This window comes from Rhodococcus sp. P3_B8 (assembly GCF_056402775.1).
Window position 1 is genome coordinate 20,980 of record NZ_JBFUGT010000018.1, and the last position, 16,303, is coordinate 37,282.

At 61.4% G+C, this 16,303-nt stretch carries 14 protein-coding genes and 4 pseudogenes; 5 read left to right on the top strand and 13 right to left on the bottom strand.

Going from position 1 to position 16,303, the window contains the following annotated elements; genetic code table 11:
• Positions 1–132 precede the first annotated feature (132 nt).
• The 6 genes and pseudogenes from pyk to AC1D1G_RS10000 form a co-directional block, all read right to left on the bottom strand.
• Positions 133–1,596, bottom strand: a complete 1,464-nt coding sequence (gene pyk / locus AC1D1G_RS09975) for a pyruvate kinase (RefSeq protein ID WP_477951932.1) — start codon at positions 1,594–1,596, stop codon at positions 133–135.
• A gap of 279 nt (positions 1,597–1,875) precedes the next feature.
• Positions 1,876–2,537: pseudogene (locus tag AC1D1G_RS09980) on the bottom strand (2-keto-3-deoxygluconate permease); the annotation flags it as partial.
• Positions 2,538–2,577: 40 nt separating this feature from the next.
• Positions 2,578–2,736, bottom strand: a pseudogene (locus tag AC1D1G_RS09985) (hypothetical protein); the annotation flags it as partial.
• 147 nt (positions 2,737–2,883) lie between these two features.
• Positions 2,884–4,335: an APC family permease gene (locus tag AC1D1G_RS09990; protein ID WP_477951884.1), complete on the bottom strand. Its 1,452-nt coding sequence runs from the start codon at positions 4,333–4,335 to the stop codon at positions 2,884–2,886.
• Between the two features lie 343 nt (positions 4,336–4,678).
• Entirely contained in the window at positions 4,679–5,161 is a 483-nt protein-coding gene (locus tag AC1D1G_RS09995) for a LuxR C-terminal-related transcriptional regulator (RefSeq protein WP_477951886.1), read from the bottom strand.
• Positions 5,128–6,354: a cytochrome P450 gene (locus tag AC1D1G_RS10000; protein WP_477951888.1), complete on the bottom strand. Its 1,227-nt coding sequence runs from the start codon at positions 6,352–6,354 to the stop codon at positions 5,128–5,130. Before AC1D1G_RS10000 ends, AC1D1G_RS09995 begins: the two co-directional genes overlap by 34 nt.
• 654 nt (positions 6,355–7,008) lie before the next feature.
• Between AC1D1G_RS10000 and AC1D1G_RS10005 the strand changes: the two genes are divergently transcribed.
• Both AC1D1G_RS10005 and AC1D1G_RS10010 read left to right on the top strand, forming a co-directional pair.
• Positions 7,009–7,437: an ester cyclase gene (locus AC1D1G_RS10005; RefSeq protein WP_477951889.1), complete on the top strand. Its 429-nt coding sequence runs from the start codon at positions 7,009–7,011 to the stop codon at positions 7,435–7,437.
• A gap of 607 nt (positions 7,438–8,044) precedes the next feature.
• Positions 8,045–8,302, top strand: coding sequence for a hypothetical protein (locus tag AC1D1G_RS10010; RefSeq protein ID WP_477951890.1), 258 nt, complete (start codon positions 8,045–8,047; stop codon positions 8,300–8,302).
• Between the two features lie 420 nt (positions 8,303–8,722).
• On the opposite strand, the pseudogene AC1D1G_RS10015 reads toward AC1D1G_RS10010, so the two are convergent.
• A pseudogene (locus AC1D1G_RS10015) lies at positions 8,723–9,022 on the bottom strand (NAD(P)(+) transhydrogenase (Re/Si-specific) subunit beta); the annotation flags it as partial.
• A gap of 133 nt (positions 9,023–9,155) precedes the next feature.
• Between AC1D1G_RS10015 and AC1D1G_RS10020 the strand changes: the two are divergent.
• On the top strand, positions 9,156–10,382 hold the full coding sequence (locus AC1D1G_RS10020) for a cytochrome P450 (protein ID WP_477951891.1): 1,227 nt from the start codon (positions 9,156–9,158) through the stop codon (positions 10,380–10,382).
• A gap of 12 nt (positions 10,383–10,394) precedes the next feature.
• Here AC1D1G_RS10020 and AC1D1G_RS10025 read toward each other — a convergent pair.
• A pseudogene (locus tag AC1D1G_RS10025) lies at positions 10,395–10,643 on the bottom strand (IS110 family transposase); the annotation flags it as partial.
• Between the two features lie 50 nt (positions 10,644–10,693).
• On the opposite strand from AC1D1G_RS10025, the gene AC1D1G_RS10030 reads away from it, so the two are divergent.
• Positions 10,694–10,993 carry a hypothetical protein gene (locus AC1D1G_RS10030; protein ID WP_477951936.1) on the top strand — a complete coding sequence of 100 codons (300 nt, stop codon included), beginning with the start codon at positions 10,694–10,696 and terminating at the stop codon, positions 10,991–10,993.
• On the opposite strand, the gene AC1D1G_RS10035 is transcribed toward AC1D1G_RS10030, so the two are convergent.
• The 5 genes from AC1D1G_RS10035 to AC1D1G_RS10055 all read right to left on the bottom strand — a co-directional run bounded on the left by AC1D1G_RS10035 (position 10,947) and on the right by AC1D1G_RS10055 (position 14,567).
• Positions 10,947–11,273 carry an IS110 family transposase gene (locus AC1D1G_RS10035; RefSeq protein ID WP_477951933.1) on the bottom strand — a complete coding sequence of 109 codons (327 nt, stop codon included), beginning with the start codon at positions 11,271–11,273 and terminating at the stop codon, positions 10,947–10,949. The two genes, AC1D1G_RS10030 and AC1D1G_RS10035, sit on opposite strands and share 47 nt — an antisense overlap.
• 30 nt (positions 11,274–11,303) lie before the next feature.
• A complete protein-coding gene (locus tag AC1D1G_RS10040; protein WP_477951892.1) occupies positions 11,304–11,432 on the bottom strand; it encodes a hypothetical protein in 129 nt (42 codons plus the stop codon).
• Positions 11,433–12,269: 837 nt separating this feature from the next.
• The gene (locus AC1D1G_RS10045; protein ID WP_477951894.1) at positions 12,270–13,040 is read right to left on the bottom strand and encodes a cupin domain-containing protein; all 771 of its coding nucleotides are present in this window, start codon (positions 13,038–13,040) and stop codon (positions 12,270–12,272) included.
• Between the two features lie 198 nt (positions 13,041–13,238).
• Complete coding sequence (locus AC1D1G_RS10050; RefSeq protein WP_477951895.1) at positions 13,239–13,691, bottom strand: flavodoxin domain-containing protein; 453 nt, start codon at positions 13,689–13,691, stop codon at positions 13,239–13,241.
• 531 nt (positions 13,692–14,222) lie between these two features.
• Positions 14,223–14,567: a cupin domain-containing protein gene (locus AC1D1G_RS10055; RefSeq protein WP_477951896.1), complete on the bottom strand. Its 345-nt coding sequence runs from the start codon at positions 14,565–14,567 to the stop codon at positions 14,223–14,225.
• A 261-nt stretch (positions 14,568–14,828) separates the two neighbouring features.
• Here AC1D1G_RS10055 and AC1D1G_RS10060 point away from each other — a divergent pair, with 261 nt between their 5' ends.
• Entirely contained in the window at positions 14,829–16,103 is a 1,275-nt protein-coding gene (locus AC1D1G_RS10060) for an MFS transporter (protein ID WP_477951897.1), read from the top strand.
• Positions 16,104–16,303 lie beyond the last annotated feature (200 nt).

A 16,303-nucleotide genomic window follows, 5' to 3' on the forward strand; every position in this document is an offset into this window, starting at 1 on the left:
ATGACTCACCTTCCGCACTTGGCAAAACTTCCACGATGCGAAAACACAGTTTCGTATCTTGACATTAAGAAAACCGTGTCCATCGAGTTCTGTCAATAGCGGACGGCCGTACGGTTACAGCGTCACATCCGATCAGTGGTCTTCCTCGCCGATCCTGTGGACGTGGATCAGGTTGGTCGAGCCGACGGTGCCCGGAGGCGATCCCGCGACGATGACGACGAGGTCACCCCGCTGGTACCGGCCCAGGCCGAGGAGCGCGTGGTCGACCTGATGGATCATCTGGTCGGTCGACTCGACGGGGTCGACGAGGAACGTCTCGGTGCCCCAGGTCAGCGCGAGCTGAGCGCGCACCGCCGGGAGCGGGGTGAACGCCAGCAACGGCAGCGGAGTGTGCAGCCGCGCGAGCCGGCGCACGGTGTCCCCGGACTGGGTGAACGCGACGAGCGCCGCCGCACCCAATCGTTCCCCGATGTCGCGCGCCGCGTAGGACAGCACTCCGCCCTTCGTCCGGGGTACGTGCGCCAGCGGCGGAACGTGCGTGGACTTCTCCTCCACCGCGCTGATGATGCGGCCCATGGTGCGGACCGTCTCCATCACGTGCTTCCCGACGGACGTTTCGCCCGACAGCATGACGGCGTCGGCGCCGTCGAGGACGGCATTCGCCACGTCGGACGCCTCGGCGCGGGTGGGCCGTGAGTTCTCGATCATCGACTCCAGCATCTGCGTCGCGACGATGACCGGCTTCGCATTCTCGCGGGCAATCTGGATGGCCCGTTTCTGCGCGAGCGGCACCTGTTCGAGAGGAAGCTCGACGCCCAGATCGCCGCGGGCGACCATCACCGCGTCGAACGCCAGCACGATGGCCTCCAGGTTGTCGATCGCCTCCGGTTTCTCGAGCTTCGCGATCACCGGGATCCTGCGGCCGACCCGATCCATCACGGCATGGACGAGTTCGATGTCTGCCGCCGATCGCACGAACGACAGGGCGATGAGGTCGACACCGAGACGCAGTGCGAACTCGAGATCGGCGATGTCCTTGCCCGACAGCGCCGGGACCGACACGTTCATCCCCGGCAGCGACACACCCTTGTTGTTGCTGACCGGTCCGCCCTCGGTGACCCGGCACACCACGTCGTTGCCGTCGACGTCCGTGACGACCAATCCGATCTTGCCGTCGTCGACGAGCAACCGGTCACCGGGCTCGGCGTCCTCCGCCAACTGCTTGTAGGTGGTCGACACCCGGTCGTGGGTGCCGTCGCACTCGTCGACGGTGATCCGCACGAGGTCGCCGTCCGACCAGACGGTGCTGCCTTCGGCGAAGCGCCCCAACCTGATCTTCGGGCCCTGGAGGTCGGCGAGAACACCCACCGCCCGGCCGGTGCGTTCGGACGCGTCCCGCACCCGGAGGTAGTTCTCCTCGTGATCGGAATGTTCGCCATGGCTGAAGTTGAGCCGTGCGATATCCATTCCGCAGTCGACGAGTTCGCGTATGCGGTCGCCGGTTGCCGTTGCGGGCCCGAGGGTGCACACGATCTTCGTGCGGCGCCCGGAGCTGGGGATCGGTGTCAGCGACCCTGCCGCCGGTGCCGGCTGCATCGTGTCCTCGCTGATGTGGACGGGTGCGGTCGGTTGCCGAAAAAATTTCTGCGCCAGAGGCATTGAATTCACTCTCGTGTCGGGATGTACGGGCGTTGATGTAGCTGTCAGGTTGGTGGCAGCGCGTGATGCTGCCGGGGTGGGTGCGGTACCGGCATGGGCGGGAGTGTCTCGTCCGGGGGCGTCCTCGGCGGGTGCGCTCTGTGTGTTCCGGTTGACGCGCCGTGACCAGGCGGACGTGATGACGGGGCACAGAATTGCGGTGACGACGGTGGAGGCGGCGACGAGGACGGTGGCGGTCTCCGAGGCAGGAGCGTAGATGGGGTTGGCCTCGGCAACGATGGCGGAACAAGCGCGGCGTTGCCGGCGGTGGTGGCTGCGGCCGGACCGGAGACGCCGTCACCGCCGGAGATCTTGTCGGCGATGAACAGGACCAGCCCACCGCCGAGGACGACGAAGAGTCCGAGCAGGATGCCGAGGAGGCCGGCGTCGACGACCGAGGTGAGGTTGATGGTCAGGCCCAATTCCAGCCCGAGGAACGGCACCATCGCGGGAACGGCCGGTGCGAGGAGTGCACGCATCTTCGGGTCGAGATTGCCGACCAGCATGCCCAGGGCCAGCGGCAAGATGGCGCCGACCAGAGCCTGCCAGGGGAATGCGGCCAAGCCTGCGATGCCGAGCGTCACCATGGTCAGTAAGGGCCCCGATTTGAGGGACATGATCGAGTACGCGCCGGCGTCCTTCTTCCGCCCGTACTGACCCATCAGGGAGATATAGAGACCGCCGTTGGTGTCGTTGAGGGCGGCGACGATCGCCAGGACGGACAGTCCGGCGAAGAATCCACCCTCGATGGGCGCCATACCGAGAATCCTGCCGGCGACGATGCCGATAAGGGCGGCGAAGGCGATCTTGATGCCAAGGAGGACTCCGCCCTTTTTCATGATGTACGGAGTGGAGCGCACTTCCAGGGGTCGCTCCGAGGCAGAAGAAGAACACCGCCAGGATCGGGGCGAGGCCGGTGAAGAACGCGCCGGTGAACGAGCCGAAGAAGCTGCCTGCTCCGGGTGCGAAGATATGGATGATGGCGCCGAGGAGCTCCGGCGGATACTTCCTCGTTCCCACAGTGACATCCTCCTCCACCTACCCAGGTCAAACCTGGCTCGGAAGTCTCCGGGAAAAGGGGGGAAGCTCACGACGACGTAGTCGACATACCGTGCCATGGGGGTGCATCGTCTTGAACTCGCGGCAGGCGAGAATGACGGGTTAAGCATGGCCGAGCCCCACCCCTCAGTTATCGAGGGCCAGCTCGGGGTTACGAGTGGATACGGTGAATCCCCAGGCGAAGGCTAAAGCCAGTGAGCCGAGCACGGCCCATGCCACCAGCTGGGATCCCCCAACAAGATCCCGGAGATTCTGGAGTACCAGAACGAACACCGCGGCAAGGCAGACAAGGGCGACCGCTGGGGCCACGATGACTCGTACAATCGATTCATGGAGTTTTCCGGAATGCCATCGTCGCCCAAAGAAAACCAGGGCTGACACGGTGGTACCGAGGAGCATCATGATGAACCCGACGGTGGTGGCCCCGGCGAACCAGGCATAGAGCTCTGTCGCGGGATCCAGACGGGTAACGATTGCCAGCAGGACGAAGACCGCTGAGATCACCGTGACGACGTGGGAAGCAGTCGAGGGCGACCCGTGCCGTTCGTGGCGCGTGCCCAGCACTGCTGGCAACGCACCGCGATGCGAGATGTTGAACACGTAACGCGAGGTCACGTTCTGGATGGACAGCAAGCATGCGAACAAACTCGTCACGTAAAGCACCTGGACGACATGTTCTGCGGTGCTGCCCAGGTAGTTCCTTACGGCACCGGGAAGCATTGCACCCGGATCCGCGGCGGCAATCCTGACCGCTTCCTCGTCGCCCCACGCAGAGATCAGCGCCCAAGTGGACACCACATAGAACACCCCTACGAGAGTCACCGCTAGATACGTCGCTATCGGAATCGTGCGGTTGGGGTTGCGGCACTCGTCACGAAAGACCGCTGTGGCCTCGAAACCCAAGAAGCTCAGGAAGCAGAACAACAGTGCCAGTCCGGGTGCTCCTGATAACAAAGCCTCTGGTGCGGTGAAGCCGCGCGACATCCCCTCCGGGCCACCATCGTTGACGAAGACAGACGCATCGAGCGCCATGACGATACCCACCTCGGCGAGAAGCAGGACGCCGAGCACCCTCTTGGACAGGTCGATGTTGCGGTAACCCAGGAAAGCGGCCGCGACCATGCACACGTAAGCGCCTACCCACCATGGAGCGCCGACGCCCCATGATGCGAGCAGCGCGGTGATGCCGGAACCGAGAAGACCGTATACGCCGACCAGGAGCGCAAGGTAGGCGAGCAACGCCAGGAAGGCAGTCCCAAACCCAGTCCGACGTCCCAGCCCAGTACCGATGTAGGCATAGAACGCGCCCGCATTCGGCACGTAGGGTGTCAGCGCCGTGAAAGCGACCGAGAACAGAAGCAAGATCACAGTGCTCACGATGAAGGTCGCGGAGAGACCGATCCCGTTACCTGCGTTGATACCAATCGGCACTGTACCGCCCATAGCGCCGAGAGGACCCGCGAAGGCGGCGACGATGAATACGATTCCCCACACCCCCATCGAGCCTTTGAGGCGCCGTTCCCCGTATGGCTGCAGGTCGGGACTAGATGTACCGGGTAATGACAACTCGTTGGACACGTTACGGGACAACCCTTCTCGAAAAGATCTGCAAGCCGACAAGCCTGATAACCAGGGCGATCAGCATCCGGCAATGTAATCGGCGCAGTGAGTTTTCGCGCATGGAAGCGATATCGGTCAGCGTGGCACGTCTGTCGTGTGGTGACCAGCCGCAAAGTGTCGGCTTCCGCAGTCGGAACATGGTCAAGCTGTCATCTCATCGATGTCCGACGACGCCACCGGTCTTAGCTCTGCAATCATTGAGGATCCGCAGGTGGGCGGGAGCGGCGACAGCGACATGGACGTCGTGAGCACGGGAAGTCGAAATAGATCCACCCGGCGGACCTGGGCTGCGAACGAACGGTTACAGGGCTACCCCGGCTCCGATCATCGCTCTCTCGTCAAAGGTCGTCGAGCGCCACAATGCCGTCTTGTAACGCACGGGCGACGAGCGCGACTTTGGTGGGGGCGGCCGTCCGACCGCGGAGTACTTGTTACGGATGCGGGTTAGGTGTGTATTGACCGTCCCGAGCGCAATGCATAGTCGGGCACCGACGTCGGTTTTCGAATCGCAGCACAGCCACGCCCCGAGCACGGTGATTTCTCTATGACTCAACCCTGCGTATACGTACGACGTGGGGAGAAGCAGCGAAGCGGGCGGCTGTTGCTGGTCGTGGTGGTCGAGTCGGAGATACGAGAGGTAGGGCGCCTGCAGCGGGGCGCTACGTGGCGAATACTGGTTGCTTTCCGCAACCTGACTGTTGCTGCTAATCTGCTGCAATACGATCGATTTCGGCTCGATTCCCAAGCGGGCTAGAAGGTCAGCCGCAGCTTCAGCGTCTTCCATTGTCGTGCATGCTGAATGCTGTTGTACTCGGGCTCGTCGGCGAGTTCGATGCGCGCGCACCGCTGGGTCACTGCAGTCAGGATGGTTTCGGCCTCTTGGCGTGCCAAGACCTGCCCCATGCACGAATGCAGCCCAGCAGCAAAAGCAACATGCGGGCCTTGCTGGGTTGAGCGGGCGTAATCGAATCGGTCCGGGTCTGCAAAGACACGCTCATCACGGTTGGCCGATGCGAGGAGCACGTAGACCGTCGAGCCAGCGGGCAGAACCGTGCCAGCCACCTCCACGTCCTCGAGTGTCAGACGCGTCACTCCGACTTCCGGGGTTGCAAACCGAAGCAGTTCGTTGACCACTTTGGGTCGAACTGCGGGATCGTCTCGGAAAGCGGCGAAAAGCTCAGGATCCGAGGCCATGCGCTCCAAGCCATACGCAGTGAGATTAGTCGGCGAGAACTGGCCGGCTGCCAGGAAGAGCAGAGTGTTGGCCGTGGTTTCTCGCCTGGTCATTTCACCGCGCTTTTCGGCCTCGAGATAGGCGGCAATGACACCCGTTTGGGGCTTTCGACGTACCTTCTCTATCGCGTCGGCACAATAGTTCTCCAGCCACGCACTGCCCTCAGCGCCGGCCCGCAGATCATCTTCAGTGGCAACGATGCCGAACCCCCGAGCAAACTGATACGTGTAACGACGTACCTCATCGGCATGCTTGGCAGGTATACCCAGCATGGAGCACATCGTTGCATGGATCGGTACGAGGCACAGTTCACGAACCGCCTCGAGCTGTCCTGTCGTTTCCGCCTCGGACAGCGCGCGTTCGACGATCGAGGCCGTGGTGGCCATCCAACTGCGTACCGATTTGGGCGTGAACAGATTGTTGACGAGTCTTCGGTGTGAAGTGTGCTCAGGCGCATCCATACCGACCAGGGAGGAGTGAAGGATGTCGAACGCCCCGAAATCCAGTTGCTGCACAGAACTCTTCGTGTGCCGCAACAGTGTGGAAACGTCGTCGTACCGCGATACCACGTACGTGCCGTCCTCGAGTTTGAGGACAGGAAATTCGTCTCGGAGCCGGCGGAAATGCGGGTACGGGTCGTCGAGGAGTTCCTCGTGATAGAACGGCAGCAACTCCGTCAGGTCCGGCGCGGTGGAGAGGCCTGTACTGGGACGGCCCTCATGTGGCGGTGTGATGGAGACCATGGAGAGATTCTGCCGACCCTCGCGCGCGGATGCACTAGACGAAATGCCTTGTCCCGACCGGAGAAGCTTGACACTATGTCGCTGCCAGGCGATGTCAGCTAAAGCCTCGTCACAGCCACTTGAGGTGTGTCCAGCGGGTGCCGTCAGCCCCAGTATGTGGCCACAACACTATCGAATGGCTGGAGTCACGGGACGCTAGCCCGCTCCGCAGCAGACAGGTAGTGACGGAGTGTGGGTAGTTCGCCGCGAGCTCATGACAGTAAGTTTCTCCGGCTTCGACAGACGCGCGCCTACTCTTGGAGCTTGTGGGCCTCAGTACCTCGCCCGCTGGAGTGGCCATGTGGTCCACCTCAGCGGGTCTGGCTTCAGACGTTCTGGCACCTGACGATCTTGTGCTGAAGTCTTGAGTCCCAGGGTTGCCAACAAGCACCAGCAGCTTGGCGCCCCCCGATCCAACTCGACCTGTGGCCGGCACCTCCGATTCACGAAGGGAATTTGACGATGCCGATCTGACAGGAGACGCATGCCAGATCCCGTCGCCTTGTATTTCTCCGTGGGGGCCGTGTAGCGAGTACGGCTCACCGGTGTCGACCACTGGCGAGGAATCAGCAGGAACCCGAGTGACTACTTCTGACAAGTCAAGGAGAGAATGAATTGAACACTGCACCGGTTTTACGCGAATTGGCCGAGGCTTTCAACGCGGGCGATTGGTCTAAACTGCGTCAAATGGTCAGCGATGATGTTGTCGTTGTGGATATCGCTTCGGGTAGCGAAATCTCAACGGGTGCAGACGCATTTGTGCGTGGCGACCAGAACTGGCGTAACGCCTTCTCGGATTTTGCAGTCGAGATACTCTCAGTGGTGGGGGATTCCACACATGCAGCGGGAGACTTCATCTTGCGCGGCACGCACACTGGCCCGATGTCGACACCGTGGGGTGACGTTGCCGCGACTGGGCGGAAAGTCGAGCTACCCTTTGCGATGTTCTGCGAGGTTGCCGAGGGCAAAGTCACTGTGGTTCGGGACCATTACAACCCCACATTGGCCATGTCGCAGATCGGGGTTGAACCCAACAGAGTCTGACGGTACGACACGCAAAGGCCTATGGGGGAGTGGACTTGCCGGTCAGAAGGGATTCGGAATGGGCACATTCATGTGCGGATCACCGGCGAATCGGAGTTGATCGTAGTGGTGCCCGATGTTGCTGCAACCATAGGGTTTGAACAATAACCGTTATCACCGTCTTGACGGTGGCGTCGTGGCGGAGAATCTTTTTACGGGGGGAGGTCCTCACTGTGCCGGATCGTCGATTGCTTGACTTCGCGCACGCACGATTGCGTGGTCCCGTCACAGAACTCGTCGATCGACTACGAACGCTACCGCCGCGAGCACAGCCGGAATCTCAGTGAGCTACGGGATCAGGTGATGCACTCCGGGTGGCCTACCTGGCTCCCACTAGCGATGTGCCAGCTCGACGACGGACGCTGAACTGCAGCAGCAGCAACGTCTCGAAGACCAGTGGGACTTCGGTGGCTGTCGAAGACATCCGTCTTTCCCGATCAAATGACGGACTGGCACACCAACGACTCGGGAAAGGCGTGCTTGCGCAGGAAGGTCGGCTGCCATCGATGATCCGGCATTGGCCGACTAGCTGAAACCGCGTGATTATTCAATCGCAACGCGGAGGTTTGTGGTCTTCAACGGCTACTACGAGGCGTTCAATCAAGACAACGTTCAGCTGGTGGACCTGCTCACCGAGTCCATCAACTGGGTAACCGCGACCGGGATCGAAACCAGTGCCGCATGTCACGAAGTCGACGTGATCATCTCGGCGCTTGGGTTCGATGCATTCACCGGTGCTCTGGAGACCATCGATATCCGCAATGCGGACGGAGGCCGACCATCGGCTGGGAGCGGGCCCAACGCTCACCTTGGCTTGATTAGCTAGGCACGCCATCCACGCACAGGTCGCGTTGCGCTCCGGTTGACAGAGTCCGTCGTTCCGAATTCGCCTGCGACGGTGTTATGGTCGTTGTGCCAGGCTAGGGCGTCGATAAGGTTGAGCGGTCTGTTCGGCTTCTACGAGCCGAGCTTGCTTCTGGCTACTAGAGGTGGATGCATTCGGTGTAGTACCAGATGTTGGGGTAGCACGGGCTTCACGCCGCGGGCGTACCCGCCGTCCTTGTTTTGGTTGCCACATAATGATTCCGACTGCGAACGTGAGTCGACCGTCGTCGACGCGAATCGGGCGGGACTACCCACCTGTTCAGTCGTACGTACGCATACTGATTCTAGGAATGCACTGGCCGATCGAAGTATACGGTCAGCAACGGCTTGGGTTGTCGTCACGCTTGACGCGGCGGGGCCGTTACAGCACTCCGTTGATCGCGTCCACGCGGTCCTTGGCGTCACCGAAGAGCATCTGGGTGTTCTCGCGGAAGAACAGCGGGTTCTGAACGCCGGCGTACCCCGAGGCCATGGAGCGCTTGAAGACGATGACGTTGTCGGCGTTCCACACGGTCAGCACCGGTATGCCGGCGATCGGGCTGCTGGGGTCCTCCGAGGCCGCCGGGTTGACGGTGTCGTTGGCGCCGATGACGAGCACCACCGACGTGTCGTCGAAGTCGTCGTTGATCTGGTCCATCTCGAGCACGATGTCGTAGGGCACGACCTGCGATCCACGCCACCGTCTCGGACGTGTACGCGACAATGCCCGATGGTGACAAGACGTCAGGTTCATCCGGTCAGGCCATGGCATTTCGTCTAGTGTGTCCGCGCGCGAGGGACTGGAGAATCTCTACATGATCCCCACAACACCGCCGCACGAGGGCCGCCCCGGTGCAGGCCCTTCCGCCGCGCCGGACCAGACGGAGCTGCTGCCGTTCTATCACGAGGAACTCCTCGAAGACCCGTACCCGCATTTCCGCCGGCTCCGAGACGAATTTCCTGTCCTCAAACTCGAGGACGGCACGTACGTGGTATCGCGGTACGACGACGTTTCCACACTGTTGCGGCACACGAAGAGTTCTGTGCAGCAACTGGATTTCGGGGCGTTCGACATCTTCCACTCTACCGTGATCGGAATTGATGCGCCTGCGCACACCTTTCACAGAAGACTCGTCAACAATCTGTTCACGCCCAAATCGGTACGCAGTTGGATGGCCACCACGGCCTCGATCGTCGAACGCGCGCTGTCCGAGGCGGAAACGACCGGGCAGATCGAGGCGGTGCGTGAGCTATGCCTCGTTCCAACGCATGCAACGATGTGCTCGATGCTGGGTATACCTGCCAAGCATGCCGATGAGGTACGTCATTACACGTATCAATTTGCTCGCGGCTTCGGCCTTGTCGCCACTGAAGATGATCTGCGGGCCGGCGCTGAGGGCAGTGCGTGGCTGGAGAACTATTGTGCCGAGGCAATCGAGAAGGCACGCCAAGAGCCCCAGCCCGGTGTAATTTCCGCCTACATCGAGGCTGAAGAACGCGGTGACATGACCAGGCGAGAAACCACGGCCAGCATCATGCTCTTCCTGGCGACCGGCCACTTTTCGACGGTGACGCTTGCTGCGCACGGCTTGGAGCGCATGGCGAGGGACCCTGAGCTCGTCGCCGCCTTCCGCGACGATCCGGCAGTTCGACCCAAAGTGATCAACGAACTGCTCCGGTTCGTCGCTCCGGAGACCGGAGTAACGCGTCTGACACTCGAGGACGTGGAGGTGGCCGGGACCGTTCTGCCCGCTGGCTCGACGGTCTACGTGCTCCTCGCGTCGGCCAACCGCGACGAGCGTGTCTTCCCGGACCCCGACCGCTTCGATTACACCCGCGACACTCAGGGACGCCAGCACCTTTCGTTTGCCGCTGGACTGCATTCGTGTATGGGGCAGGTCTTGGCACGCCAATCAACCGACACGATCATGACTGCGGTGGCGCAGCGGTGCGCGCGCATCGAGCTTGCCGGCGATCCTGAGTACAACAGCATTCAGCATGCACGGCAATGGAAAACGATGAATCTGCAACTGACCTTTTAGTGCCTCTGTGTGTCAAGCAGCCGTAGATGATGCGTGTTGTTGGTGTCTGCGGATCCGGCGATAGAGAGGACGTTCGCGAGGCGGCGTTTGTGCGCGCCGGGCTTCGGCTCGTGTCTTGCCCTCGTCGAGTTTGCGCTGGTAAGAGACGCGGCCGGGCCCCGGGTCGCGGGCTTGGCAGACGGCGATGCTGTGCAGCACGGAATTGAGTTGACGATTGCCACCGGTGTTGAGCCGGTGGTGTGTGTTCTCGCCGCTTGACGTGGCGAGAGGAGCGGTGCCGGTGTGGCCGGCGAAGTGGTCGGCAGAGGGGAATGGGTGAAGTCCCCGACGTGGCCGAGGAGTTTGACGGCAAGGACGGTGTTGATTCCGTGGACTTCCTGCAGAGTCGTCGTCGTCGTGGCGGCGACTCCGTCGCGCATCGAGCGTCGTTGGCTTTGATGTTCGAATCGATGCGCCGGAGGTCGGCAAATACGTCCTTGGCCAAGTCCCGACGGCAGGCGTCGGTGGCGATTACCGGTTTGATCCCTCGCATCGCCGCGCCGGCCTTGTCCGCCGACAGCACGGTCAGAGGCGTGTGCTCAACCGGTTGCACCAGCTGCTGCGGGAACTGATTCCAGGCGGCGTTCTCCTCTCACGTGTGAGGTCATCGCGGCGCTCGGGTAGCAGCCGCAGGATCGCGTTTTGGTCTTCGCGGTGAACTTGATGTGAGCCGCGATGGTACAGCGCTGTCAGCGCGACGGCCCGGGCATCGTCGGGATCGGTTTTGCGTCCGCCGCCAGTGGTCAGGACTCGGACTTTCATTGCGAGGGTGGAAGGAACGTCAACGACGTCCTCGCCCCGCGCGACCAGAATCTGCGCTATGCCACGGCCGAAGCCCTTTGCTCCCTCGATCGCGTATGCCCGTTCGGGTCATCGCTGGCACTATTTCACCAACGCGGTGGCGGTGCCGGCATTGACCACGAACCGACGGGACCCGACGGTGGTGCCGCTGCGGTTGACGGCAACTGCGGTGAATGACGAATTGTGCGGGTCGATTCCGATGGTGACCACCTGGGAGTACTCATTCGGTAGGCGAAGTCGAACGTGCCTGCGGTGGGCATCCTGACTTGAAGATCTCGATCACGTCTCTGTCGAGCCACACCGCAGGGCGGGTGTCGACCGGCATGGCACGCTATCAGTGGGCCAACGATCCGAAGATGGTGGCAAGGAGACTACGAGCCTGCGCCGATCGACGCCCGGGACGCCCTGGACGCTACGAGACTGCAGCCCCCGATCGTATCCACCGGTGATTCAACAAGTCAGTTGCCTCTGTATTGGCGGCGCCTTTCTCGTATGTCTCTGATCCTGACGTCCTGCAGCGCGCACTCAATTGGTCGTCTGGGAAGCAGGACCGAACCCAACGAATGGCAGGGGACGGAGACTAGGCGCGAGGCCCGTGGATTTCGATGTCGGTTCCGGTGCGGGTCGCGGGTGTGGAAATGCGCGGATTTGCCGATGCATCCTGTGCGATCAGGTTCGGTAGCGCCTCGTCAGAGGGGTGCTCAGAAGTCTTGATCCGTGTCCACGGCGCACATCTGGACCCAACGGACCTGGGCGTGAGTGATAGCGGCATTGCGCACAAGAAGTCGCATAGTTCCGGAAGGGCGACGACGGGTGATTGCGCAGATCGCCACGGTGAACATCTGTATAAGGGGTGTTTGGCATTTCGCACTTCTTCTCGGCGGAGCTTTGAACCGAGGACAAGATCGCTGGGCTCCGCTGGAATGCGCTCACCGATCGCCCAACTGGCGGAACGACCGTTACGGGGAGTTCGAGTTGTGGGTTTCGGTTGTGGCACCGTTGACATGGTGGGATAGTCTGCGGTGTAGTATCGTTCGCAGTCTTGGGCTATTGTCTGGGGCGGCCGGGCCGCTCAGGATAGACGTCGCTGAGTTTCGCTGTTGAGGTGGAGTCCAATTTTTGCAGTGACTGCCGGACTCTGTCGGCGAAGTGCCGGGGTGTGATGCCGAATCGCTCGAAGATCTCGTCTGGGGGCGGCTCACCGTATGGGGCCCAGATGCTGGCTAGGTGGAGTACCTGATCTTTTTGACTAGGAGTTTGGTCGTGCCGCCGCGCGTTGTTCGCCTTCAGCCGTCGCCGGCGGCGTTCTGCTCGATACTGGTTGACCTGGTCAGTGATGTTGGGAAGTGGGTCGGCGTCCGGGTGGTCGAGAGGTTCCTTGCGCGGGAATGAAGGGTTGGTCATGGCAGGTTCCTGAGGGAGCTCGGGGTCGGCGCTCGGTTCGGTGGGCCGTTCGGTCAGGGCCGGGAAGCTACGCCGGGGGGTGGTAATGCGTTGGGTGTTCGCTTTCACTGTCTTGAAAAGCAAATTTTTGCCACGACCTCCGTTGGGTCTGAATTCAGGGTTCGAGCCCACTGTCGACTCGATAGACGAGGTTTCATGAAGCTCCCACACGCCGCTCCTTCCCTTCGGGAGGATTGCGCTGTCACCGGAGGTGAATTCGAGAGGTTGGCCGCCGTCCTCGGTCATCCGGCCGGAGAAGATCGTGAAGGACTCATTGGTCTCGAACTTCCAGCGCGACGAACCGGCCGCACCTTTCCATATGCAGACTTCGAGTATTCCGTCACCGGCCCAGAGCTTCTTGCCTTCGGTGGCCATCGGTGCCCCTGTTCCCTCGGGCAGCGGACCCAGTCATCGAGGGTCACCGAGTTGGGGTCGGGGATGATGGCTGCACTGAGCACAGCGCCATGCGTCGTCATATTACTCTTTGTATCGAAGGTCGAAGTGGCGGCCGGGCTGCCTTGGGTCTGCGCATCGCCGGGTCATAGCACCGGTCGCGGTGACGAAAATGGCCGCTCAGGTCCTGACCTGAGCCAATGTCTCGTGGGCCCACGCTGTCGCGGGGTCGCAGGGATCGAGACCGCTGTCGGCGTCGTGGCGACCGGTCTCACCGATCTGCGTTGCACCTAGATCGGTGACCGCTTCGATCAGTGTTGCGATCCCGTTGTTGTAGGTGTCGTAGCTGCTGTCACCCAGGCCGTAAGCAGCGAATCGCAGGGACGAGAGATCGGGCTTCCGGTGTTTCAGTGCGTCGAAGAAGGGTATGGCGGTGTCGGGTAGGTCGCCTTCTCCATAGGTGGAGGTGATGAGGATGACGAGCTGTTGCCCGCAGAGATCCTCCACTGGGTAGTCTCCCATACTGTGGACCTCACCTGTGAAGCCGAAAGGATCGAGTGCCGTTGCTATTTCGTCAGCAACCATTTCGGCGTTGCCGGTTTCGGTCCCGAAGAGGATGGTGGCCGTGGTCATTGGTCCGACTCCCTGAGAGATTGTACTTGCGCTCGGGTACTACCGGCAGTCTGCGTTGTGCGGAGTGCAGCGTCCGAATCGAGCGCTGAGGTTGCAGAGCGCCCGAGGCGGCGTCGAGCGTCTCAGGTGGGGTGCAGATTCCCGTCTTTGTCGGTAATTGACCTGCACCGGAGCGTTTCTCGTAATCCATTCCTGCACTTTCGCGATGCGAGATGTGTGGACGATGTTGAGGAGCCGAGGTAAAAGGGCCACCCCGTTCTAGTGTCGGTGGTGGACAGCTGACGCAGAAGCGGCCACCCACGCAAACTTCAGAATACGGAAGGTGTGGTCTACGTCACGCAGCCAAAGTGTCAAATGTTTTGGGGACGCGTGCGTCAGACTGTCAATCATGTTTCCGCTGGAGCGCGACCCGATCCGATCCGCAAAGGTTTCCAGAATCGTCTCGGCTGAGAGTCGGGAGGGCGGAAAACCCCGCGACAAGGCCGACCGATCAGCGAGCGGCAGTGGGATGGTCGAGTGCCGCACTGTTCATCAGCCGGTAGTTGCGGTCTGCGCCTTGGCGTAGAACTTCTGAAGCTGCTCGCGGATCTCCCATTCGCCCACGAATCCATCCTCCATCAGGAACGAGACGCCAGGGGCCAGTTCCACTTCAGTGCCATCTGCAGAACGCAAAACGCCGCTGCCACTGATGATGTGAATCACTTCGTCGAACCCGCGCGGCGCTGTGGTGAATCGCCCTGGCGTCACCTCCCACAGGCCGGACTTGAAGCTCTCGCCCGCAACAGTTTCGGCGAGACGTGTGTTGGGATTTCCGTGCGTCACACGCTCCGGCGCCACGGGCGTGAAGGGCGTCCAGTTGGCTTCGAATTTCTTCATTATTGTCCCTGTTCTCCGAGATGGGGTTGAGTGCGGTAGTGGATCGTAACGGCGTTGTCTTCGCCGTGTCTTCACAAAAGTGCAGTACTTGACGATGTGTCGCTGTCGGCGGGATTTTGCTTGACACTTCGGCGATGTAACACGAGCGTCCACCCGGAGCAACCTTTAAGAGCACGGACGGCTCGGATGGATTGACAGTCAGCCAGGGCCGGACTTTGCACCAAGATCAACCTTTGTAAGGTCCGAGCGCGGAGGAGCTATATGTCAAACAGCAGGTGGACAAATCTACTTGTCGCGTACCTGGCACTGGTGTGCGCATTTCTACCCTATGTCGGGTGGAGCCCCGGCCTCGGTGCCATCAGCGACGAGCTGAGTCTGAGCTACTCGCAGGCCGGTGGAATCTCCTCGATCACCGGCTTGGTCGCGGGTGCGATGATCCTGATCGGCGGTCTCGTGGCTTCCCGATGGGGAAGCAAGAACGTCATCGTGGCGGGTCTGGCCGCCGGGGTGGCAGGCCAGGCGGTCTTCGCTATGGCCGACGGATACGGACTCATCGTCGTTGCGAGGGTTCTCGCCGGTGTCTCGGTCGGGTTCTTGTGGGTCGCCACTTACACCATGGCCGTGAGCTGGTTCCGGGACAGCAAGAAGACCGGACGAGCACTCGGCGTCATGTTGTCCGGAGACGGAACGGGCGCCCTACTGAGTCTGTTCGTCTTCTCGGCTGTGCTTGCCGCATTCGGATGGCGCACGGGCCTGACCGTCCAGGCCGTCTGCATGGGAGCCGTCCTGGTCGTGGTGCTGTTCGTGTCGAAGAACGCGCCCGTCGCCGGAGGCCAAGCGCTACATTCTCCGCCCGCAGAACCGGTGGTGGGTGTCTCTGCTGAGCGGACGTATCGCTCATTGTTGAACCGAAATGTCCTGGCAGCTCTGCTGTTCTGGATTGGTGGCGTGGGCCTGTTCGCCGCGATTTCGAGCTGGATGCCGGCAATCCTCGTCGAGGAAGCAGGCATGTCGGAATCACTGGCCGGGTTCCTGACCTCGCTGTTCTCCATTGCCGGTTCGGCGGCGGCACTGTCGGTGCCCATCCTGGCTGAACGGCTGGGCAGTACGAAGCAGATCATCGCGGTGGGTGGGTTCGTGACGGCGGGTTCGCTCGCAGCGATGACGCTCTTCCTGGCCACCGGAAACTACGTCATGGTCGCTTTGCTCGTTCCGCTGATCGGTATCGGCGTTTACGCAAGTGAATCATTGTCGTTGGCTGAAGCCATCGAGTCAGTCCAACCGAAATTTGCGGGTATTGTAAACGGCATCACCATCGGAATCCCATGGATCGTCAGCGGGTTTGCCTACCCGTACCTGTTGGGGGCCGTCAAGGATGCCACCGGCAGCTTTGTTCAGGGTTTCGTGATGCTGACCGTCGCCACCATCGTACTGTGCGGCGTCACGCCGTTCTTCATGAAGGAAACCGCTCCTGTCATGAAGGAAACCGCTCCTGTCGCAGAGCCGAACCCCGACGCGCTGGAAACGCAACGCTGAACAGGCTGGTGAGTGGGTCGGCGTGCGGTATTGCCGCAACGGGATACCGCACGCCGCTGCGTGACTCACCGCGCATCAGTGACCGCGGCCCACGGCGGTTCGTTCAACCACCGCACACTCGAGTGCTGGAGACCCGGTTGGAAGTCGCAAACTCGGTCGAGCAATGAACTCAGCAATCTTCGAACTGTCAACAGCAAGGA

What these genes read in the sequence shown, in the direction of transcription:
- AC1D1G_RS09995 (WP_477951886.1), bottom strand. Translation starts at nt 5,161, where the DNA reads ATGGAAGACGCTGAAGCTGCGGCTGACCTTCTAGCCCGCTTGGGAATC.
- AC1D1G_RS10060 (WP_477951897.1), top strand. Translation starts at nt 14,829, where the DNA reads ATGTCAAACAGCAGGTGGACAAATCTACTTGTCGCGTACCTGGCACTG.
- AC1D1G_RS10055 (WP_477951896.1), bottom strand. Translation starts at nt 14,567, where the DNA reads ATGAAGAAATTCGAAGCCAACTGGACGCCCTTCACGCCCGTGGCGCCG.
- AC1D1G_RS10030 (WP_477951936.1), top strand. Translation starts at nt 10,694, where the DNA reads ATGGGTGAAGTCCCCGACGTGGCCGAGGAGTTTGACGGCAAGGACGGT.
- AC1D1G_RS10045 (WP_477951894.1), bottom strand. Translation starts at nt 13,040, where the DNA reads ATGGCCACCGAAGGCAAGAAGCTCTGGGCCGGTGACGGAATACTCGAA.
- AC1D1G_RS10050 (WP_477951895.1), bottom strand. Translation starts at nt 13,691, where the DNA reads ATGACCACGGCCACCATCCTCTTCGGGACCGAAACCGGCAACGCCGAA.
- pyk (WP_477951932.1), bottom strand. Translation starts at nt 1,596, where the DNA reads ATGCAGCCGGCACCGGCGGCAGGGTCGCTGACACCGATCCCCAGCTCC.
- AC1D1G_RS10020 (WP_477951891.1), top strand. Translation starts at nt 9,156, where the DNA reads ATGATCCCCACAACACCGCCGCACGAGGGCCGCCCCGGTGCAGGCCCT.
- AC1D1G_RS10000 (WP_477951888.1), bottom strand. Translation starts at nt 6,354, where the DNA reads ATGGTCTCCATCACACCGCCACATGAGGGCCGTCCCAGTACAGGCCTC.